Consider the following 21507-nt stretch of genomic DNA (forward strand, 5'->3'; position numbering starts at 1 on the left):
GGAAAAAGGATGGCTTAGGCCATCCTTTTTTATTGCCGTCGCTATAGCGCTCTGACAAAGTAGCGACCACTCGTGCTGCAGAGCAGCATCTTTGCTGGAGGGAATATGGCAATCGGCTCGGCCAAATGGCTCGGATTGGGCTACTTCACTTACTTCTTTTGTTATGGCATCTACCTGCCTTTCTGGAGCGTTTGGCTGAAAGGTGCAGGCCTTGATGCCGAAAAGATTGGCCTGCTGCTCGGCTGCGGCATGGTGGCCCGCTTCGTGGGGAGCTTGCTGATTGCCTCACAGGTTAAAAATCCGGCGCAGTTGATCACTGCTCTGCGCCTGCTGGCGCTGATGACCTGTCTGTTCGCCATCGGTTATTGGCTTGGGCAACAGTGGATGTGGCTGCTGTTGGTGATGATCGGCTTCAACCTGTTTTTCTCACCGCTGGTGCCGCTGAGCGATGCGCTGGCCGCTACCTGGACGCAGCAAATTGGCCTGGCCTATGGGCCGGTTCGTCTTTGGGGTTCGCTGGCGTTTGTTATCAGTTCCGCCTTAACCGGCATGTTAGTCACTGCGTTCTCGTCTCAGGCGATTTTAGTGCTGCTGTCATTAGGCGCGATCGGCATGCTGGGTGGAATGATGTTAACACCGGCGACCAGGCCGCAGGGCAGTGAACGTCAGACGTCAACAGACGGCGGCTGGCAGGCGTGGCGTGAGCTGCTGCGCGAAAATGCAGTGTGGCGCTTTATGTTATGCGTAACGCTACTTCAGGGCGCGCACGCGGCCTATTACAGCTTTAGCGCCATCTGGTGGCAGGAAAGCGGTTATTCTGCGTCGATTATTGGCTATTTGTGGTCATTAGGCGTTGTCGCCGAAATCATTATTTTTGCGCTCAGTGGCCGGCTGTTCCGCCGCTGGACCGCGCGCGACCTGCTGCTGTTATCCGGAGCATGCGCCATCGTGCGTTGGACGCTGCTGGGATCCAGCACCGCGCTGCCACTGCTGATTGTGGCGCAGATTCTGCACTGCGGCAGCTTTACCGTTTGTCATTTAGCGGCGATGCGTTTTATTGCCGCACGCAAAGGTGCAGAAGTGATTCGTCTGCAATCGCTTTACTCGGCGCTGGCGATGGGCGGCGGTATCGCGGTGATGACAATGATTTGCGGCGTGCTGTTTGCCCATCTGCAAGGACATCTGTTCTGGGTAATGGCGTTGGTGGCGCTGCCGGCACTGTTCCTGCGTCCGCGAACCGCTTAGCTCTCGAGCAATTGGCGGATGCGCTGCTGCTGATGGCTACTCAGCGGCAGCTCCGCCTGAATCAGCGGCGGTGAGAACAGCGGCAGTGAAATGGCGTATGGCGTGATCACCAGCGCGATATCCCGTGGTGCGCCTTCCCGTTGAAAATGCATCACATCCTGATAGCTGATGTTAATGGGTAACAGCGTCATTTCCCGCAGCTGTTGCTCCAGCAACTGTTCTAGCGCCGCATCGGCGCCGGTCAGCAGCAGCACCTGCTTTTCCTGCAACGCACTCTCCTGCATTAGCCAGGCACCAAACAGCACCGCCACCAGGCTCACTTCCTCCGCGCTAAAGCGCGTACCAAAGTCCGTGCTGAAAGGGTGGAGTGCACGTTCGGTGGTGCGCAGCAGGCGCGGGTAGAGCCGCGCAACATCCAGCGCTACGCTGTTATCAATGCCGATGGAAAAGTGGCTACGATCCAGCGCCTGCGCCAGATGCGTAAACAGCTGCTGGGTGAGCTCTTGCTGATTTTTGAAGCGCGTCTGTGCCATTTGTTCAAAACGCACAACCAGTGCTTGCACTGCTTGCATCAGTTTAATGGCCTGAGGATGATGGAGTTCCGCACCGTTCGGTGCATGAATCAGGCTGAATAGTAGCGTCCAGAAGTCAGTTTCGCTGGCATCGGGCGCTAAGTGGCAGCGTTTCTGCCAATGATGAATTACATCGTCGGCGGCGGCGCGCTCTGCTTTCTCTGCCAGCCACGCGCGCTGTCCCTGATTGAAGAGGGCGTTTTGCCGCTGACACAGTGAATACTTCATGAAGATTTGCAAAAACAGGCGATCGCGCGGGCTGAAGTCACGCGTTAGCCGCAGGCTGCAGTGTTGAATCAGTGCCTGAAGGTTGGTCTCATCCCACAGCGCTTTCTCAATCTTTAGCACTTTCAGGCGCTGGCGCAGAATGGGGGCAAAGTGCTCGCAGACAAAATCCTGCGACAAACGCAGCGCGCGTCGCAGCCAGTGGATCAGGCACAGTCGCCTGTCCAGTTCCGTCCCATGAATGCGGAAGCTGCCATCCACCATCTGGTGTAGCTCCAGTTGATGGTATCGCTGTATCTCCTCTCCCACATCCGCGATATCCTGTCGGGCGACAACAGGTGCCACGCCATTTAACTGGCAGAGCTTTTCAAGCGTCAATGCGGGAGTGGGCAGAAAGAGCAGCAGTAATAGATGACAACGACGCTGGGAGCGGCTGAAGAGTGGTGCAGAAGAAGGTGCAGAACTCATCAAAGGTTTATCCGCAGGTCATTTTTTAGCTAAGAATAGCTAACTCCTTGAGGTATCCCTGCTCTTTGTCGTGACTTTTGTTCAGAGCTTTAGGGCGGGTCACAATTTTTCTGTACCACTCCACACTTCACTCTAAAATTGTTACTTTATAACACATGAAAATTGCACTCATTATCTTTACGCTATTGTTCAGCACGGCAGCCTGGTCACATCCACATAGCTTTATTGATATGAAAACTCAGTTCATCAGTGAAAACGATCGCTTGAGTGGCATGAAAATGGTGTGGACCATGGATGAAATCACCTCCGCTGACCTGCTTTACGACGCGGGAAAGGCTAAACCGGGCGATGTGGTGTGGAAGAAACTGGCGGCACAGGTGATGGCCAATGTGCTGGGCCAGCACTATTTTACCGAAGTGTGGCAGGACAAAAACCGGGTGAAATTCCTTAATTTGCCGAAAGAGTACCATCTGTCGCGCGAGGGCAATAAAGCGGTGCTGGAGTTTATTGTGCCGTTTGGCGAACCGCAGTCGCTAAGCGCGAAGCAGTATCGTATTCAGACGTTTGATCCCACTTATTTCGTTGATATGTATTACGATAATCCGCAGGCATTAACCATGGACGATAGCGTTAAATCCCATTGCCAAATTGATCTCCACACACCGAAACCCGATGACTCCCTAAAGCAATATGCGCTGTCGCTGGATAAGGCCGATGCGCCACCGGAAGATATGGATCTCGGCCAACAGTTCGCGCAAACGGTGATGCTGACATGTCATTGATTTCTATTCCTTCACGCTCACGCCGCTTGTGGCCGCTATGGCTGCTGGCGGCATTGTTGTTGCTGGCGGGAGTGATGCTCTGGCAGCACTGGTCGCAGATTTTGCTGCAAAGCGTGCTGTGGCAAAAGGTTCTCAATCGCGAAATGACCCAGCTATTACAGCAGGTCGCTGAGCAACCGCAGCAGGCGGGCGTGACGCTGATGCTATTTAGCCTGGCCTACGGCGTGCTACACGCGCTCGGCCCAGGGCATGGCAAAGTGGTGATCGCGACTTTTCTCGCCACCCATCCGGCGAAACTGAAGACCAGTATGAAGCTGACGCTGCTGGCGGCCTTGTTGCAAGGCGGGGTAGCGATTGGGTTGGTGACGCTAATGCTGGTGGTACTACAAACTTCGTCGCGCCAGCTTCATCTCGGCAGCTACTGGCTGGAGAAGGGCAGTTATCTGCTGGTGATTGCGCTCGGCGTTTGGGTCGGGTGGCGTGCGTTGCGATCGCTGCGCCAGCAACTGAAACTTGCAGTAAAGATGCAGATTCACGCTATTCGGCCGCAGCATCAGCACCACGAGCACTGCGGCTGTGGCCATGCGCACATGCCAAGTGCCGAGCAGATGGACCAGGCGGTAAGCGCTAAAACTCAGGCGCTGGTGGTGTTCTCAATGGGACTGCGGCCCTGTTCCGGTGCCATTATGATGCTGCTGTTCGCCAAAGTGATTGGGGTCTATGCCTGGGGCGTGGCGTCTGCAGTCGCCATGGCGGTGGGTACCGCACTGACCGTTTCCGCCCTCGGTTTGCTGGTGCAACGTTCCCGCATATTGGCGATGAAGTTAGGGCGAGCCAGCGGGACGCATGCGTCTGCCAGACTACTGCTGCCCGTGCTCGCCCTGTTGGGCAGTGTATTATTAATGATCGCGGGCGTTGCATTATGGCAGAGCGCTTCCCCGGGTAGCGGGGGCGGAATTCGTCCTTTCATATAATCTAAAATAATAAACGCAGCGGTAACATTATCGGCTGCGTTTAAAACGTTATTCACTTCATATAATTAAATATCTCCTCTGTGCTTATCTGGTGGAAATAGCGTTCACCGTCTACGCTGATTATTACCAGTCAGGCTTCTGGTCCATTCAGTAACAATAATTATTTATCGTAATATTTTGCGAGGAAAATGTGATGCCTGAAACCCGGCTTAATAATGGCGGCGTAGAAACTGTTCATGAAGCTCATGTCGGTTTACCGTTGAAACGTATTTCCTGGAGCGCAGTATTTGCCGGCGTCATCGCTGCGCTAATCATCCATATTTTATTAGGTGTATTAGGCACCGCAATTGGCGCGACAACCATCGATCCGCAACAGGAACAAAATCCACTCCAGCATTTGGGGACCGGCGCATTAATCTGGACCGGCGTCAGTATGCTAATCGCCATGGGCGTAGGTAGTTACGTCGCGGGGCGTCTGGCGCAGCGCGAAGGCGCGATGCATGGATTATTAATGTTTGGTGTCAGTACCATCCTGACATTGTGGCTGGCGATTACCTTAGCTACTGGCCTTATTGGTGGCGCCTTTAATATTCTCGGCGCAGGCGTTAATGCTGTGGGTAATGGAATTTCCGCTGCGGCGCCATCCCTTACCAATATGGCAAAAGAAAAGCTGCAGGAAAGTAATATCAATCTGGACGATTTAAAAAATGAACTGCAAACCACACTGCGACAGACGGGTAAGTCGGAATTACAACCGGAGAATCTGCAGAAGGATGTAAATAACGAAGCCAATAATGCGCAGAATCAGGCAGAGCAAACGGCGCAGAATCCACAAAATGCGGATGATGATCTGGCTAATTGGTTGAAAGGCGTTGTCAGTCGTCATTCCGATACTTTGCAGGCTGCCGATCGCGATGCACTGAAAAATATTATCAAGGCGCGTACCGGTAAAAGCGATCAGGAAGTTGAGCAGATCGTTACGCAAACGGAAGAGAGCTACAAAAAAGCCGTACAACAATATCAGCAGTTAAAACAGCAGGCGGAACAGAAAGCGCGTGAGGTTGCTGAGCAAGCAGCAGCTGCGACGGCGAAAGCCAGCTGGTTCACCTTCTTTATGCTGGTCATTGAAGCGGTGTTGGCGGCATTGCTGGGGCGGGTTGGTCGTAAGACCCAGCCGCGTCAGGTATTAAGTCACGAACGTCGGTAATAAAAAAAGGCGGCTGATTCAGTCGCCTTTTCTTCTTTAGCGCTTCAGCGCTTCACTCAATTCTTCACGCATTGATGCCAGCATCGCTTTAACCACGCGTGGGTTACCCGCGACGATGTTACCCGACAAGACGTAACCGTGGTTGCCGGTGAAGTCAGTCACCAGGCCGCCCGCTTCACGTACCAGCAGTTCGCCCGCCGCAAAATCCCACGGCTTCAGGCCAATTTCAAAGAAACCATCTACGCGACCCGCGGCGGTGTAAGCCAGATCCAGCGCGGCAGAACCGGTGCGACGGAAATCTGCACACTGGGTAAACAGTTTGCCAACGATATTGATGTAAGGCGTTGCATGCTGCTTCAACTTGAACGGGAAGCCGGTCGCCAGAATGGTGCCATCCAGATCGCGAGCGGTGCTGCCGCGCAGGCGATAACCGTTAAGCTGTGCGCCCTGACCGCGTACAGCGGTGAAGAGTTCGTTGCGCATTGGATCGTAAACTACCGCCACTTCGGTGCGGCCTTTGATGCGCACAGCGATAGATACTGAGAAGTGAGGTAAACGTTTGATGAAGTTGGTGGTGCCATCCAGCGGATCGATTACCCATTGAATGTCTTGATCTTCGCCCGCCAGTTCACCGCTTTCTTCGGTGATGATGGTGTGTTTCGGGTACGATTTACGAATTACTTCGATAATCAGACGTTCTGCGTCGCGGTCAACATTGGTAACGAAGTCGTTGCTGCCTTTCTGGCTGGCTTCGACAGCGTCCGGGGTTTCGTAATTCTTGGCAATTAAATTTCCGGCCTTGCGCGCTGCGCGCACGGCGATGTTGAGCATCGGATGCATCGGTATCTCTCGCTGGATGTTAAAGAACGGGGAAAACGGCGCGGAGTATATCAGCGTGTTCAGCAAATGTCCTACTTTTATGTTAGGATGCGCGCCATCATTTACCTGACCGCCTCTAATTATGCTGCAAAATATCCGAATCGTATTGGTAGAAACGTCGCACACCGGCAACATGGGCTCCGTCGCACGCGCGATGAAAACCATGGGCTTAACTAACCTCTATCTGGTCAATCCGCTGGTAAAACCTGATTCACAGGCTATTTCTCTCGCCGCCGGTGCCAGTGATGTGATCGGCAATGCGCGCATTGTGGATACCATGGATGAAGCCATTGCCGGTTGCAGTTTAGTGGTCGGTACCAGCGCACGCTCGCGTTCGTTGCCGTGGCCCATGCTTGACTCGCGCGAGTGCGGCATTAAAAGCGTGGAAGAGGGCCAGCAGGCGCCAGTTGCCCTGGTTTTTGGCCGTGAGCGCGTCGGCCTGACTAACGAAGAGCTGCAGAAGTGTCATTATCATGTCGCGATTCAGGCCAATCCGGAGTACAGCTCGTTGAATCTGGCGATGGCGGTACAGATCATCGCTTACGAAGTGCGCATGGCGTGGCTGGAAGCGCAGGAAAAAGCCGCACCGGTTGCGGAGCCTGAGGAGTCGCCGTATCCACTGGTCGACGATCTGGAGCGTTTCTATCAGCACATCGAACAGATGATGCTGAACAGTGGCTTTATTCGTGAAGGCACGCCAAGCCAGGTGATGAGCAAGCTGCGTCGTCTATACACCCGCGCGCGCCCGGAACGTGATGAACTCAATATCCTGCGCGGCATGATGGCCTCGTTCGAAAAGCGCAAAGGTAATGTGGATAATAGTTGAGTGAAACAGTTGGTTAAATAGTTGAGTAAATTACTTGGTTAAATAGTTGACCGTTTTACTCGGGAATGTCAGACTGGCCTCAATTCATCAGATAACCCGCCGATAACCGGACGGACGCTTACGAGGTTGTATGCTATGAGACTGACATCCAAAGGACGTTATGCCGTAACCGCTATGCTGGACGTTGCACTGCACTCACACGAGGGCCCGGTGCCGCTAGCTGACATTTCTGAGCGTCAGGGCATTTCGCTGTCCTATCTGGAGCAGTTATTCTCACGTCTGCGTAAGCACGGTTTAGTGGCCAGCGTACGTGGTCCAGGCGGCGGTTATCTGTTAGGCAAAGATTCAGGCGCTATCGCCGTAGGCGCGGTGATCACCGCGGTTGATGAATCTGTCGATGCCACCAAATGCCAGGGCAAAGAAGGCTGCCAGGGCGGCGAACGTTGCCTGACGCACGTGCTGTGGCGTGATTTGAGTGAGCGCATCAGCGACTTCCTCAACAACATCACGCTGGCAGAGCTGGTCAACAATCAGGAAATCCTTGATGTCGCCGATCGTCAGAACACCGTCGATAATCGTCGCTTCCAGCAGCATCGTGTGCAAGAAACCATCAACGTTAATCTTCGCGCGTAATTGATCTCACTTCGGCCTTTCCTGCTAAGGTAGGAAAGGTCCAAGCGTGCTATAAAGACGTATGATTTTTTATACGGAGTTTTAGCGCAATGAAATTACCGATTTACCTGGATTACGCAGCCACCACGCCTGCTGATCCGCGTGTTGCCACCAAAATGATGCAGTTCCTCACCCTGGATGGCACCTTCGGTAACCCCGCTTCCCGTTCCCACCGTTTTGGCTGGCAGGCTGAAGAAGCCGTTGATGTTGCTCGCAATCAGATTGCTGAGCTGGTCAATGCCGATCCGCGTGAAATCGTTTTTACCTCTGGCGCGACCGAAGCTGACAACCTGGCAATTAAGGGTGCGGCACAATTCCATCAGGCGCGCGGCAAACACATCATTACCAGTCAAACCGAACATAAAGCGGTGCTCGACAGTTGCTTGCAGCTGGCGAATGAGGGCTTTGATGTCACCTTCTTACAGCCGGGCAGCGACGGCATTGTCACGCCGCAGATGCTTGAATCTGCGCTGCGCGACGATACGGTGCTGGTGTCGCTGATGCAGGTTAATAATGAAACCGGTGTGATTCAGGATATCGCCGCCCTCGGTGCGCTGTGCCGTGCGCGTGACATCCTGTTTCACGTTGATGCCACCCAAAGTGTCGGCAAACTGCCGATTGACGTCAGTGAACTGCCGGTGGATTTGATGTCGTTCTCGGCACACAAGCTGTATGGGCCGAAGGGCATTGGCGCGCTGTGGGTGCGACGTAAACCGCGTCTGCAAATTGATGCGCAAATGCACGGTGGCGGTCATGAACGCGGCATGCGGTCGGGTACGTTGCCGGTGCATCAGATTGTCGGCATGGGCGAAGCCTATCGCATTGCGCGTGAAGAGATGAGCGGCGAAATGGCACGTCTGGCTGAGCTGCGCCAGCGTCTGTGGAGCGGCATCAGTAAACTGGGTAATGTGAACCTCAACGGTTCGCTCGAACAGGGCGCACCGAACATCCTCAATATCAGTTTTGCCCACGTCGATGGCGAATCGCTGATCATGGCGCTGAAAGATCTGGCGCTGTCATCCGGTTCCGCCTGTACCTCGGCCAGTCTCGAACCCTCTTATGTGCTGCGCGCGATGGGCGTTGAGCAGGAGCTGGCACACAGCTCGCTGCGTTTTTCGCTCGGACGCTTCACCAGCACAGAAGAGATTGAGTACGCTATCGAGCTGGTCAACAAAGCGGTGACGCGTCTGCGGGCAGTTTCGCCTGTAGCACCGTCCCGCTAATTCATGCACCCCTTGCGCCGGTTCTGGCGCAAGGTGACACCTAACGCAAACGGAGCCACGCGATGACAACACAACCGATGATAATTACGCTCAGCTCCCAGGCCGCCGACGCGCGCTGGGGTGACAAAGCTTTGCTGAGCAGCAACGAAAGTGGCATGACCCTTCACCTGACGGGCGCAGATGCGCTGATGAGCATCCAGCGCGCGGGCCGCAAGCTGGACGGTCAGGGCATTCGTCACGTAGCACTGCAAGGCGAAGGCTGGGATTTGGAAAAATGCTGGGCATTCTGGCAAGGCTATCGCAGTCCGAAAGGCAAACGTCAGGTCGAGTGGCCAGAGTTTAGTGAAGCCGATCAGAGTGAATTTGATCGTCGTCTGAAGATCATCGATTGGGTGCGCGACACCATCAACCTGCCAGCGGAAGATCTCAGTCCGGAGCAGCTGGCGCATAACGCCGTTGATCTTATCAACGAAGTCGGCGGCAAAGCGGTGAGCTATCGCATCACCAAAGGTGATGATTTGCGCGTCCAGGGTTACACCGGCATCCATACCGTTGGCCGTGGTTCAACCCGCGCACCGGTATTGCTGGCGCTCGATTTCAACCCGACCGGTGATGAAGCTGCACCGGTTTATGCGTGTCTGGTCGGTAAAGGCATCACCTTTGATACCGGCGGTTACAGCCTGAAGCAGAGCGCCTTTATGGACTCGATGAAGTCCGACATGGGCGGCGCGGCAACGCTGACCGGCGCACTGGCGTTAGCGATTTCGCGTGGTCTGAATAAGCGCGTTAAACTGTTCCTGTGCTGCGCAGACAACATGGTAAGCGGCAACGCATTCCGTCTGGGCGACATCATCCGCTATCGCAATGGTAAAACCGTTGAAGTGATGAATACCGATGCGGAAGGTCGTCTGGTACTGGCTGATGGCCTGATCGATGCCAGCGAGCAGAATCCAGAGCTGCTGATTGATGCAGCAACGCTAACGGGTGCAGCGAAAACGGCACTGGGCAACGATTACCACGCGCTGTTTACTTTTGACGACGTGCTGGCGGAATCGCTGCTTGGCAGTGCGACCGGTGAAAACGAAGCTTTCTGGCGCCTGCCGCTGGCCGAATTCCATCGCAGCCATTTGCCTTCGAACTTCGCCGACCTGAATAACATTGCCAGCCCGTCGCATGCTGCCGGAGCCAGCAGCGCGGCCGCGTTCCTGTCGCATTTTGTCAGCAAATATCAACAGGGCTGGCTGCATATTGACTGCTCTGCCACCTACCGCAAAGGCGCGGTGGATCAGTGGTCTGCCGGTGCAACCGGTTTGGGTGTGCGCACCGTTGCCAATCTTCTGCTGAAATAATCCTCATCACGGCAGGCGCAGGCCTGCTTTTTTTGGAAATGACTAAATGAGTAACCGTCTTGAAGAGGTGCTAAAACTGGCAGCCACTGAGCCTGCGCACCGTCCGGAATTTTTCCAACTGCTGCTGGAAGCCGATGTTTGGGTACCTGGCGAAAGCCCGGCCGAACAGTTTGATGCCACGTCACCGGTGGAACTGCAGCACTGGGAAAAAGAGGGCGGCGGCAGCGTGATTCCTTTCTTCACCTCCGAAGAAGCGATGGGCGAGGCGATCAAAAATGAACAGCCTTATCTGCGCATGCCGGTGCGTACGCTGTTTGAGATTACGCAGGGCGAAACGCTGTTTCTCAATCCGAAACTGCCTGCCGGCAAAGAGTTTTCGCCAGGCGAAATCGCTCATTTGATGAGTGAAGAGGGCAGTGCGCTGAGTCAACAAACCGTGCTGGAAGGGGGACAAGCGCTGCTGCTCTCTGAAGTGGCAGAGCCACCGGCGCAGATGATTGATTCTCTGACGCAGCTGTTTGCCAAGTATAAGCAGGTGCGCCGTGCTTACGTCGCCAGCATTCGTGAAAGCGCAACGGAAGCGCCGAATCTGCTGATTGGCATCGAAGCTGATAGCGATATTGATGAGATCATTCAGGCGGCGGGTGGTGTGGCAACCGATACGCTTGCCGATGATGCGCCAATTGATATCTGTGAAGTGGTGAGTGAAGATCGTGGCGTTAGCCATTTTTTTACTGCCCACATCACGCCATTCTATGAACGCCGCTGGGGCAGTTTCCTGCGCGACTTTAAAGGCAGTCAGCGGATTATTTGATCTATTACCGTTACGAACGGTGCAGCGTTTGGCCAGGTGCGCATTAATGCGCACCCTACCATCATTTCTCAATCGGTAAATCGTCGCGACTTCCCCATTCGCCCCACGAGCCGTCGTACAGCGTCACGTCACGTACCCCGAGCGATGTCAGCGCCAAAATCAATACCACCGCAGTCACCCCGGAACCGCAGCTGGCAATCACTGGCTGATCCAGCTTCACGCCTGCTTTATCAAACAAATCGCGCAGTTCCGCTGCCGGCTTCAGTTCACCGTTCGCCACCAAACTGTTCCACGGCAGGTTCAGGCTGTTAGGGATATGTCCACGCAGCAGGCCGGGGCGTGGCTCATCCACTTCGGCATTAAAGCGGTTTGCCGCGCGTGCATCCACAATCTGCGCACCACCTTCATGACTAATCAGCAGCACATCGGTCAGGCGTTTCACCTGTGTACTATCATATTTAGCCTCGAACTCAGCTTCCGGCAGACTAACCGGTCCGGTAGCCACGTCATAACCGGCGGCTTTCCAGCCTTGTAATCCCCCAGCAAGAATCGACACCTGCTCGCAGCCGAAAGCGCGCAGCATCCACCACGCGCGCGGCGCCGAAAACAGGTTGCCTTCGTCATACACCACCAGGTGTTTGTCCTGGCTAATGCCCAACTCACGCATGGTCACTGCAAAGGTCTCGGCGCGCGGCATCATGTGCGGATAGGGGCTGGTGTGATCGGATAGCGCTTCGATATCAAAGAAGGGGGCATGCGGCAGATGGCCGGCAAGATATTCCGCCTGGATGTCGCGCACCGCTTCCTGCCCGGGCGGTAACATACGGGCATCAATCACCTGCAAAGTTTCTTCTGTGTAGTGTTCTTTCAACCAGTCAGCGGAGACAAATATGGCTGTCATAGCAACCTCTTCTTAGCAATCGGGAAACGTCCAGTCTCCGGGAATGTGAAGGCTATCTCAAGGGCATGATTGCTAAAGTTGTCGAAAATGCGCAGCATTACTCTTTCTTAACTTCTGGGACTGGTGAGGGATTTACCATGGCAAAATGTTTTAACCGGCTACTGCTCAGCGCGCTGATCGGGGGTGTATTACTGGGCAGCGCAACGTCGACGACTCACGCGGCGGAAACGACAGCCGCAGCAGCCACGCAGCAATCACTCTCGGTTATCGATCTCTCCGAACTGCAGCTCGACGGTGCTGCTGCCCTGGTGCTGACCTTTAATACCCCGCTCGATAGCAAACAGGATTTTGCTTCGCGCGTGCAAATTACTGACGAGAAAAGTGGCAAGGTCGACGGCGGCTGGGAGCTGGCGCAAAACGGTAAAGCGTTGCGTTTTCGTCATCCGGAACCGTCGCGCAAATTGACGATTAACGTCGATGCCGGTCTTAAAGCCGCCGATGGCACGACCTTATCCACGCCTTTTAGCCAAACGCTGACCACGCGTGATATCCAGCCGATGGTCGGCTTTGCCAGTCGCGGCTCGCTGCTGCCGCTACGTCTGACGCAGGGCTTACCGCTGCTGGCGCTGAATGTAAACAGTGTCGACGTCGATTTCTTCCGGATAAAAAGTGCCACACTGGCCGATTTTCTGGCTCAGTGGAACTACGGCAACAATATGTCGTACTGGGAATCCCGCGATCTGCTGAAAAATGCCGATCTGGTTTACAGCGGACGTTTTGATCTCAATCCGGCGCGCAATACGCGCGAAAAAATGCAGTTGCCGCTCGGCGATGTGGATGCCCTGAAACAATCTGGCGTCTATCTGGCGGTAATGAAACAGGCTGGGACTTATAACTACACGCAGCCAGCGACGCTGTTTACCCTAAGCGACATCGGTCTGTCGCTACACCAATTCCCTGAACAGCTGGAGCTGTTCGCTCAAAGCCTGGCCAGCGGCGCACCGCTGGATGACGTCAGCGTGCAGCTGCTGGATGAAAAGGGCAAACTCCTGGCCAGTGGCGCCAGCGACAGTAACGGTCATCTGCGCTTACCCGCGCATGCCAAAGGCAAGTTGCTGCTGGCGACACAAAAAGGGCAAACCTCGCTGATCGATCTCACTCGCCCGGCGCTCGATCTGGCTGAGTTTCCGATTGATGGTCCGCAAGGTTACGACAAACAGTTCTTCGTCTTTGGTCCGCGCGATCTCTATCGTCCCGGCGAAACGGTGATCGTCAACGCGCTGCTGCGTGATGCCGATGGTAAACCGCTGCCGCCGCAGCCAGTAAAAGCCGAAGTGGTGCAGCCGAACGGTGAAGTGGCGCAAACCTTCGTCTGGCAGCCGGTAAATGGCGTCTATCAACAACGCTTCCCGCTGCCGGCCTCTGCCATGACCGGAGAGTGGACGCTGCGCATTAACAGTGGCGACAACCAGCCGCGCAGCTGGCCGTTCCACGTGGAGGATTTTTTGCCGGAACGTATGGCGCTGGCGCTGAGCAACAGCGCACAGCCGGTGGCGCCGGATGCCGCGGTGCAATTTGATGTGGAAGGGCGCTATTTGTACGGCGCACCTGCCGCAGGTAATGAGCTACAAGGGCAGCTGTTCCTGCGCCCCGCGCGTGAAGCGGTTACGGCGCTGCCGGGTTATCAGTTCGGTGACATCACCGAAGAACTGAAACGCACGCTGGACGATGTCGATGAGAAGCTGGATGAGAGCGGTAAGTTGCAGCTCAGCGTGGAGAGCAGCTGGAAAGAGAGCCATTCGCCGCTCAATCTGATTCTGCAAGCCAGCCTGCTGGAAACCGGTGGACGTCCGGTGACGCGTCGCGCTACTCAGGCGATCTGGCCCGCACCGGCGCTGCCGGGCATTCGTCCGCTGTTTAACAGTGAATCGGTGTATGACTACCGCACCGATCGTTATCACGATGAGCCAACCGTCGCGGAAAACAGCCTTGCTGAATTCGACGTGGTATACGCCAACCCGCAGGGTGAAAAATTGGCGGCGCAGGATCTGGATGTTCGCCTGATCCACGAGCGCCGCGACTATTACTGGAGCTTCTCTGACAGCGAAGGCTGGCAGTCGCGCTACGATCAAAAAGATCTGCAGGAAGAGCAACAGCACATCACTATTGCTGCCGGTGGCAGCCAGAAAGTGAGTTTCCCGGTGGAGTGGGGCACCTATCGACTGGAAGTGCATGCGGGTGACAACATCGTCAGCAGCGTACGATTCCAGGCGGGATATGGGTGGCAGGACAACACCAATGGCACCGGCGCGCTGCGCCCGGATCAGGTCAAGCTGAAAATTGATAAAACCGCTTATCAACCGGGCGACACTGCACATGTGCAGGTAGAGTCGCCCGCAGCTGGCAAAGGCTATCTGATGGTGGAATCCAGCAGCGGCACGCTGTGGTGGCAGCCGCTGGATGTTCCGGCAGGTGGCACAACCATTGATGTGCCAATTAGCGACAGCTGGAAGCGACACGATCTCTATCTCAGCGCTATCGTGGTGCGCGACGGCGACAAGGCCAGCGGCGTCACGCCGAAACGCGCGGTGGGCTTGCTGCATCTGCCGATGGCGACCGAAGCACGTCGACTCACGTTGACGCTCGACGCACCCGATAAAATCCGCCCAGAACAGACCCTGAAAGTGAAGGTGAAAGCCAGCCGCGAAGGCGGCGAGCTGCCGAAGCAGGTTCAGGTATTGCTGTCGGCGGTAGACAGCGGCGTACTTAGCATCACTGACTACTCAACACCGAATCCGTGGGAGGCGTTTTTCGGTCGCAAGCGCTATAACGCCGATCAATACGATGTGTTTGGTCAATTAATTGAAGGCGGCGGCAAGCTGGCCGCGCTGCGCTTTGGCGGTGACGGCGACGATGCGGATGCCCTGTCGCGCGGCGGTAAAAAGCCGGTCACCGATGTGCAGATCGTGGCACAACAGCTGCAGCCTGTGACGCTGGATGCCAATGGCGACGGCACGCTGGAGCTGCCGATCCCTGCTTTTAATGGTGAACTGCGTTTGATGGCGCAGGTTTGGAGCGACGACAGCTTCGGATCGGCCGAGCGCAAGCTGGTGGTTGCTGCACCGCTTATTAGCGAACTGGCGACACCGCGTTTCCTTGCTAGCGGCGATCAAGCTACGCTGGCGCTGGATCTCACTAACCTCACCGATCGCGCCCAGACGCTGAAAATCCGTGTTACTGCCAGCGGTCAGCTTGCCTTGAATGGCCAAATCCCGGCCAGCGTGCAATTAGCAAAGGGCGCGCGTAGCACCTTATCCATTCCGGTGAAAGCGCAGGGAGGTTTTGGTGACGGCGCTGTGCAGGTGAATGTCTCAGGCATGAGTTTGCCGGGCGAAACCCTGGCGCCGAGCGAGCGAAAATGGAAAATTGGCGTGCGTCCGGCTTATCCGGCACTAACGCTGAGCTTCGATAACGTGATGCAAACCGGCCAAAACTGGCAGGTGTTGGCGAGTGCCTTTAATGGTTTGCAGCAGGATACGCTGAGCGGACAGCTGTCGCTCAGTAACCGTCCGCCGCTGAACATCGCCAGCTTTATCAGCTCGCTCTACGCCTATCCTTACGGCTGCCTTGAGCAGACCGCCAGCGGCATTTGGCCATCGGTGTTCACCAACCATGCGCAGCTGACGGCGATGGGCATCAAAACCAGCAGTGATGAGGCGCGCCGTGCGTCAATTGATACCGGCATTGCGCGTCTTGCCGGCATGCAGCGCGGCAACGGGAGCTTTGGCCTGTGGAGCAAAGAGAGTCAGGAAGAGTTTTGGCTGACCGCTTACGTCACCGATTTCTTGCTGCGCGCCAGCGAAGCGGGTTATAGCGTGCCGGATGGCGTGATTACCCGCGCCGACGAACGTCTGCTGCGCTATCTACAGGACCCTGCGCAGATCGAAACCAGCTGGAGCAGCGATGCCGATGGTTTACGTTTCAGCGTGCAGGCCTATGCCGGGTTAGTACTGGCGCGCCAGCAGCAGGCACCGCTTGGTGCCCTGCGTGCGCTGTATGAAAAACGCGAGCAGGCCAAATCGGGCCTGGCGATGGTGCAACTTGGCGTAGCGCTGAAGTTGATGGGCGATCAGCAGCGTGCACAGTTGGCGCTGGCGCAGGGGATTGGCCTGGAACGTAAGCCGAACAGCTGGCTCGGCGATTACGGCAGTCCGGTGCGCGACCGCGCGCTGATTCTGTCGCTGTTAAGCGAAAACCAACTGCTGCCAGATATGCAAGGTCCGCTGCTGATCGATCTGGCGAAAGCGGTACATGGCCAGCGCTGGTTCTCCACGCAGGAAAACAACGCGTTGTTCCTCGCCGCCCGCACCTTGCAGCAGCACAAAGGCGAAAGCTGGCAGGCGACACTGCAGGGTAAAGCGCAACCGCTGAGCAGTAATCAGCCGCTTAACATTGGCATGACGGAAGATCAGCTGCGACAAGGCGTGTCGGTGAAAAGCGACAATGCGTCGCCGCTCTACGGCACGCTAAATGTGGTGGGCTATCCCCGCACCGCACCGTCGCCTATCAGCAACGTGCTGAAGATCGGTCGTGAATATTTCACGCTGGACGGTAAGCCTGCCGATCTCGCCAATCTGAAAAGTGGCGAGTTGCTGGTGGTGCGGCTGAAAGTCGAAGCCAGCGAGCGCGTGAGTGATTCGCTAGTGGTGGACTTGCTGCCTGCTGGCCTTGAGCTGGAGAACCAGAACCTCAGCGACAGCAGCGCCAGTTTAGGCGACAGTGCCGATGCGTTGAAAGAGAGCATGATGGATATGCAGCAGGCCAATATTAAACATATCGAATTCCGGGACGATCGTTTTGTTGCCGCGCTGGCGCTCGACGGCTACACGCCGGGCACGTTGCTGTATCTGGCGCGGGCGGTTACGCCGGGCAGCTATCACCTGCCACCACCGCAGGTGGAATCGATGTATGTGCCTGAGTGGCGTGCGATTGGTAGCACGCCAGAAAAAATCAACGTGCGTTAAGCATTGATGCCGATAAGAAACCGACTAAAGCGGTGGCGCTGGCTACCGCTTTTTTTACTGGCATCGCTGGCCGCGCTGTGGCTGCTGGATCGACTGACACCTTTACCGCTGCATGAGGTACAACCGGCGCGCGTGGTGGTGGCCGAAGATGGCACGCCGCTGTGGCGCTTTGCTGATAGACAAGGCGTGTGGCGCTATCCGGTGTCGTTGGACGAAGTGTCGCCAGCCTACATCGACGCGCTGCTAACCTATGAAGATCGCTGGTTCTGGCATCATCCCGGTATTAATCCAATGGCGATTGTGCGCGCTATCGGGCAGAACGTGCTGCATCACGGCGTGGTTTCCGGCGGCAGTACGCTGACCATGCAGGTGGCACGGCTTATCGATCCCCAACCGCGCACCTTACGTGGCAAAGTGGTACAAACGTGGCGTGCGCTACAGCTGGAATATCATCTCTCCAAACGAGACATCCTGACGTTGTACCTCAATCGCGCTCCGTTTGGCGGCACGGTTGAGGGCGTGGGTGCGGCGAGCTGGATCTGGCTGGGCAAGCCGCCGTCACAGCTCACTAAAGGCGAGGCGGCACTGTTGGCAGTGCTGCCTCAGGCGCCGAGCCGCTTGCGTCCGGATCGCTGGCCGCAACGCGCCGAAGCGGCGCGTAATAAGGTGCTGGATCGTCTGGCGGAATATGGCGTTTGGACGCCGCAGGATGTCGCCGATATTAAACAGGAAGCCGTTTGGCTGCCGCCGCGCCAAATGCCACAACGTGCGCCGCTGCTCGCCCGGCGCTTATTGTCGTTGTCACCCGACAACAAAATCACCTCCACAATTGATTTGTCGCTCCAGCGCGAACTGGAGAATCTGGCGTCGTCGCTAAAAAGCAACTTACCTGCTCGCACTTCGCTGGCGCTGCTGGTGGTGGATCACCAAAGTATGAAGGTGCGCGGCTATGTAGGTTCGGTAGATTTCAACGACGACAGCCGCTTTGGTCATGTCGATATGATCGCCAGCGTGCGATCGCCGGGATCGGTACTGAAACCTTTCGTCTATGGTATGGCGCTGGATGAAGGGCTGATTCATGGAGAATCGTTATTACAGGATGTGCCGCGCCGCTTTGGCGACTATCGTCCCGGCAACTTTGATTCAGGCTTCCACGGCCCGGTAAGCGCCAGTGAAGCGCTGGAGCGATCGCTTAATCTGCCTGCGGTGCAGCTTTTGGCTGCTCTGGGGCCAAAAACGCTGGCGGCGCGTCTGCGTAATGTGGGATTAAATCTGCGCTTCCCGGCGGGCGCAGAACCGAATCTCTCGCTGGTGCTTGGCGGTACCGGCGCGCGGCTGGATGACATTGTCGCGGCCTATAGCGCCTTTGCCCGTCACGGTAACGCGGCTCAGCTGCGCTGGCTGTCGACACAGCCGTTACAGGAAAGGCCGTTGTTGTCGCCAGGTGCCGCATGGATTGTGCGGCGTATTCTGGCAGGCGCTGCGCAACCCCCCGCCAGCGGCGCGGTGTCGGATGTTGCCCCACTGGCGTGGAAAACCGGCACCAGCTACGGCTATCGCGATGCGTGGACGATTGGTATCACTCCGCGCTATCTGATTGGCGTGTGGGTGGGACGGCCAGATGCGACGCCGGTGGCTGGCCAATTTGGCTTTGCCTCAGCGGTGCCGGTGATGAATCAGGTGAATAATCTGCTGGCGGGACATATGCCGGTGAACGGTGCCGTGCGCGATCCGCGTCCGCCATCGGTCAGCGCCATGAGCATCTGCTGGCCAGGCGGCCAGCCGTTGCCATTGGGCGATGAGAATTGCCGTCAGCGCCGTCAGAGTTGGGTGTTGAATCAAACCGTGCCGCCAACGCTGCTCGCGCCGGGGCAGGAGAGCGTTAATGGCTTGCGCCAGCAATACTGGCAGAATAGTGATGGATTGCGCGTGGCGGCCGATTGTCCTGATGCGCAGAGCCGTGAGCGGTTGATGTGGCCGCTGCCGCTTGAGCCCTGGCTAGCGCCTGCTGAACAGCGTGCCCAGCGATTGCCGCCCATCGATCCCGCCTGTCCGCCACTGAATCAGGGCAATGCGCCGCCGCTGGTGATCACCGGCGTGATCAATGGCCAGCGTGTGCAACCGCTGCCGGGCAAAGTGGTGTTGGTGATGCCGGTGGCGGTGCAGGGCGGACAAGGCGAACAGCGCTGGTGGTTTTTGAATGGACAGCCGCTTGAACAGGATGCCGGGAAAAAGAGTGCAGCACTGGTGCTGGATGAACCCGGCAGCTATCAACTGGTCGTAATGGATGAAGCGGGGCAGTTGTCCTCGCTAGCGTTTACCCGCGGTTGAGTGCAGGGATATGGCATACTTTTTGCCTGCTTGCCCCGACAAAAATCAATTATTTTCAATAATTCCACCAATCGCCAATAGGCAACGCCCGATGATGTCCCTATAATCGGCGCGTTTTCTTACCGGGAGCAGGCTCCCGGATTCTTCAGGATGCTAACTAGAGGTCAACATGGCAATCGAACGTACTTTCTCAATCGTGAAACCAAACGCCGTCGCTAAGAACGTGATTGGTGCAATCTATAACCGTTTTGAAAGCGCGGGCTTCAAAATCGTTGGCGCAAAAATGCTGCACCTGACCAAAGAGCAGGCTGAAGGCTTCTACGCTGAGCACAAAGGTCGTCCATTCTTTGATGGTCTGGTTGAATTCATGACTTCTGGTCCAGTTGTGGTTTCTGTACTGGAAGGCGAAAACGCCGTTCAGCGTCACCGCGATCTGATGGGTGCAACTAACCCAGACAACGCGCTGGCAGGTACTCTGCGTGCTGACTACGCGGACAGCTTCACCGAGAACGCGACCCACGGTTCTGACTCAGCTGAATCTGCAGCACGCGAAATCGCGTACTTCTTCGCAGAAAACGAAGTCTGCCCACGCACTCGCTAAGTACATTGAGGGCCAGGCGGACACACGTCTTTACAGCTGTTCAACATCTGTGAAACGGTTCCCCTGGCATCATGCAGCAGATGTAGTACAATTATGCGCCCTTGTTGAGTCTGACTCAGCAAGGGCGCTGTTTTTTCCTACTATTAACCAGAGCCGTAACGTGTAACAACGAGGCCAGAGAACATTATGTCCGAACAGATTGTGACGCCGTCGTCCGCTTCCCCCGTGGTTGTTTCCCCAAAAAACGAAAAAATTAACCTGCTGGATCTTAACCGTCAGCAGATGCGCGAATTCTTTCTCGAAATGGGCGAAAAGCCGTTCCGTGCCGATCAGGTCATGAAGTGGATGTACCACTACTGCTGCGATGATTTCGAGCAGATGACCGACATCAATAAAGTGCTGCGCGGCAAACTGATGCAGCGTGCTGAAATCCGTGCGCCGGAAGTGGCGGAAGAGATGCGTTCCACCGATGGCACCATTAAATGGGCGATTCGCGTCGGCGATCAGCTGGTGGAAACTGTCTACATTCCGGAAGCGGATCGCGCAACGCTGTGCGTCTCTTCGCAGGTAGGCTGTGCGCTGGAGTGCAAATTCTGTTCGACGGCGCAGCAGGGCTTTAACCGCAACCTGCGCGTGTCTGAAATTATTGGCCAGGTATGGCGTGCCGCTAAAATCATCGGCGCGGCGAAAATCACCGGTCAACGTCCTATCACCAACGTGGTGATGATGGGCATGGGCGAACCGCTGCTCAACCTAAACAACGTGGTACCGGCGATGGATATTATGCTGGATGACTTCGGTTTTGGTCTGTCAAAACGTCGCGTTACGCTGTCAACGTCAGGCGTGGTGCCGGCGCTGGATAAGCTGGGCGATATGATCGACGTAGCGCTGGCGATTTCGCTGCACGCGCCAAACGATGCCATTCGTGACGAAATCGTGCCGATCAACAAAAAGTACAACATCGAAACCTTCCTCGCGGCGGTTAAACGCTATATCGGCAAGTCCAATGCTAATCAGGGCCGTGTGACCATCGAGTATGTGATGTTGGATCATGTTAATGACAGCACCGACAACGCACATGAGCTGGCAGCACTGCTGAAAGAGACACCGTGCAAAATTAACCTGATCCCATGGAACCCGTTCCCGGGCGCGCCGTATGGCCGTAGCTCCAACAGCCGTATCGATCGCTTCTCTAAAGTACTGATGGATTACGGTTTCACCACTATCGTGCGTAAAACGCGCGGTGATGACATTGACGCCGCATGTGGTCAGTTAGCGGGCGATGTGATTGACCGTACCAAGCGTACGCTGCGTAAGAAAATGGCGGGTGAAGCCATCTCTGTGAAGGCGCTCTGAAAGCCAGCGCCTGGTGATATTCACCGGGCGTAACTCATGTCAGTCTCTCCGCACATTT

At 56.0% G+C, this 21507-nt stretch carries 16 protein-coding genes; 13 read left to right on the forward strand and 3 right to left on the reverse strand.

Going from position 1 to position 21507, the window contains the following annotated elements; translation table 11 throughout:
• Positions 1-105 precede the first annotated feature (105 nt).
• Positions 106-1245, forward strand: a complete 1140-nt coding sequence (locus WFL93_RS09740) for a 3-phenylpropionate MFS transporter (protein WP_049852999.1) — start codon at positions 106-108, stop codon at positions 1243-1245.
• On the opposite strand, the gene csiE is transcribed toward WFL93_RS09740, so the two are convergent.
• Positions 1242-2510 carry a stationary phase inducible protein CsiE gene (gene csiE, locus WFL93_RS09745; RefSeq protein WP_336778022.1) on the reverse strand — a complete coding sequence of 423 codons (1269 nt, stop codon included), beginning with the start codon at positions 2508-2510 and terminating at the stop codon, positions 1242-1244. The two genes, WFL93_RS09740 and csiE, sit on opposite strands and share 4 nt — an antisense overlap.
• 155 nt (positions 2511-2665) lie before the next feature.
• Between csiE and WFL93_RS09750 the strand changes: the two genes are divergently transcribed.
• The 3 genes from WFL93_RS09750 (at position 2666) to WFL93_RS09760 (ending at position 5473) form a co-directional block, all read left to right on the forward strand.
• Positions 2666-3292, forward strand: a complete 627-nt coding sequence (locus tag WFL93_RS09750) for a DUF1007 family protein (protein ID WP_007886223.1) — start codon at positions 2666-2668, stop codon at positions 3290-3292.
• Complete coding sequence (locus tag WFL93_RS09755) at positions 3283-4266, forward strand: nickel/cobalt transporter (protein WP_336778023.1); 984 nt, start codon at positions 3283-3285, stop codon at positions 4264-4266. Before WFL93_RS09750 ends, WFL93_RS09755 begins: the two co-directional genes overlap by 10 nt.
• A 193-nt stretch (positions 4267-4459) precedes the next feature.
• The gene (locus tag WFL93_RS09760; protein WP_007886225.1) at positions 4460-5473 is read left to right on the forward strand and encodes a hypothetical protein; all 1014 of its coding nucleotides are present in this window, start codon (positions 4460-4462) and stop codon (positions 5471-5473) included.
• A 36-nt stretch (positions 5474-5509) separates the two neighbouring features.
• Here WFL93_RS09760 and suhB read toward each other — a convergent pair whose 3' ends face one another.
• Positions 5510-6313: an inositol-1-monophosphatase gene (gene suhB, locus WFL93_RS09765; protein WP_036620143.1), complete on the reverse strand. Its 804-nt coding sequence runs from the start codon at positions 6311-6313 to the stop codon at positions 5510-5512.
• Between the two features lie 121 nt (positions 6314-6434).
• On the opposite strand from suhB, the gene trmJ reads away from it, so the two are divergent.
• The 5 genes from trmJ to sseB all read left to right on the forward strand — a co-directional run bounded on the left by trmJ (position 6435) and on the right by sseB (position 11236).
• Positions 6435-7178, forward strand: coding sequence for a tRNA (cytosine(32)/uridine(32)-2'-O)-methyltransferase TrmJ (trmJ, locus tag WFL93_RS09770; protein ID WP_007886227.1), 744 nt, complete (start codon positions 6435-6437; stop codon positions 7176-7178).
• A gap of 135 nt (positions 7179-7313) precedes the next feature.
• Complete coding sequence (gene iscR, locus WFL93_RS09775; protein WP_007886228.1) at positions 7314-7811, forward strand: Fe-S cluster assembly transcriptional regulator IscR; 498 nt, start codon at positions 7314-7316, stop codon at positions 7809-7811.
• Positions 7812-7900: 89 nt separating this feature from the next.
• Positions 7901-9073 (forward strand): IscS subfamily cysteine desulfurase, encoded by a 1173-nt coding sequence (locus tag WFL93_RS09780; RefSeq protein ID WP_336778024.1) that lies wholly within the window; start codon positions 7901-7903, stop codon positions 9071-9073.
• Positions 9074-9135: 62 nt separating this feature from the next.
• Positions 9136-10422, forward strand: coding sequence for an aminopeptidase PepB (pepB, locus tag WFL93_RS09785; protein WP_049852995.1), 1287 nt, complete (start codon positions 9136-9138; stop codon positions 10420-10422).
• Positions 10423-10468: 46 nt separating this feature from the next.
• The gene (sseB, locus tag WFL93_RS09790; RefSeq protein WP_336778025.1) at positions 10469-11236 is read left to right on the forward strand and encodes an enhanced serine sensitivity protein SseB; all 768 of its coding nucleotides are present in this window, start codon (positions 10469-10471) and stop codon (positions 11234-11236) included.
• A gap of 61 nt (positions 11237-11297) precedes the next feature.
• Here sseB and sseA read toward each other — a convergent pair whose 3' ends face one another.
• The gene (gene sseA, locus WFL93_RS09795; RefSeq protein WP_336778026.1) at positions 11298-12137 is read right to left on the reverse strand and encodes a 3-mercaptopyruvate sulfurtransferase; all 840 of its coding nucleotides are present in this window, start codon (positions 12135-12137) and stop codon (positions 11298-11300) included.
• A 137-nt stretch (positions 12138-12274) separates the two neighbouring features.
• Between sseA and WFL93_RS09800 the strand changes: the two genes are divergently transcribed.
• The 4 genes from WFL93_RS09800 to WFL93_RS09815 all read left to right on the forward strand — a co-directional run bounded on the left by WFL93_RS09800 (position 12275) and on the right by WFL93_RS09815 (position 21449).
• Positions 12275-17161: an alpha-2-macroglobulin family protein gene (locus tag WFL93_RS09800; RefSeq protein ID WP_336778027.1), complete on the forward strand. Its 4887-nt coding sequence runs from the start codon at positions 12275-12277 to the stop codon at positions 17159-17161.
• Between the two features lie 6 nt (positions 17162-17167).
• Positions 17168-19492 (forward strand): peptidoglycan glycosyltransferase PbpC, encoded by a 2325-nt coding sequence (gene pbpC / locus WFL93_RS09805; protein ID WP_336778028.1) that lies wholly within the window; start codon positions 17168-17170, stop codon positions 19490-19492.
• Between the two features lie 169 nt (positions 19493-19661).
• Positions 19662-20093: a nucleoside-diphosphate kinase gene (gene ndk / locus WFL93_RS09810; protein ID WP_007884899.1), complete on the forward strand. Its 432-nt coding sequence runs from the start codon at positions 19662-19664 to the stop codon at positions 20091-20093.
• Positions 20094-20279: 186 nt separating this feature from the next.
• A complete protein-coding gene (locus WFL93_RS09815) occupies positions 20280-21449 on the forward strand; it encodes a bifunctional tRNA (adenosine(37)-C2)-methyltransferase TrmG/ribosomal RNA large subunit methyltransferase RlmN (protein WP_007884898.1) in 1170 nt (389 codons plus the stop codon).
• Positions 21450-21507: the final 58 nt, after the last annotated feature.

The sequence above is a fragment of the Pantoea sp. USHLN256 genome, from assembly GCF_037149875.1.
Taxonomy (GTDB): domain Bacteria; phylum Pseudomonadota; class Gammaproteobacteria; order Enterobacterales; family Enterobacteriaceae; genus Pantoea; species Pantoea nemavictus.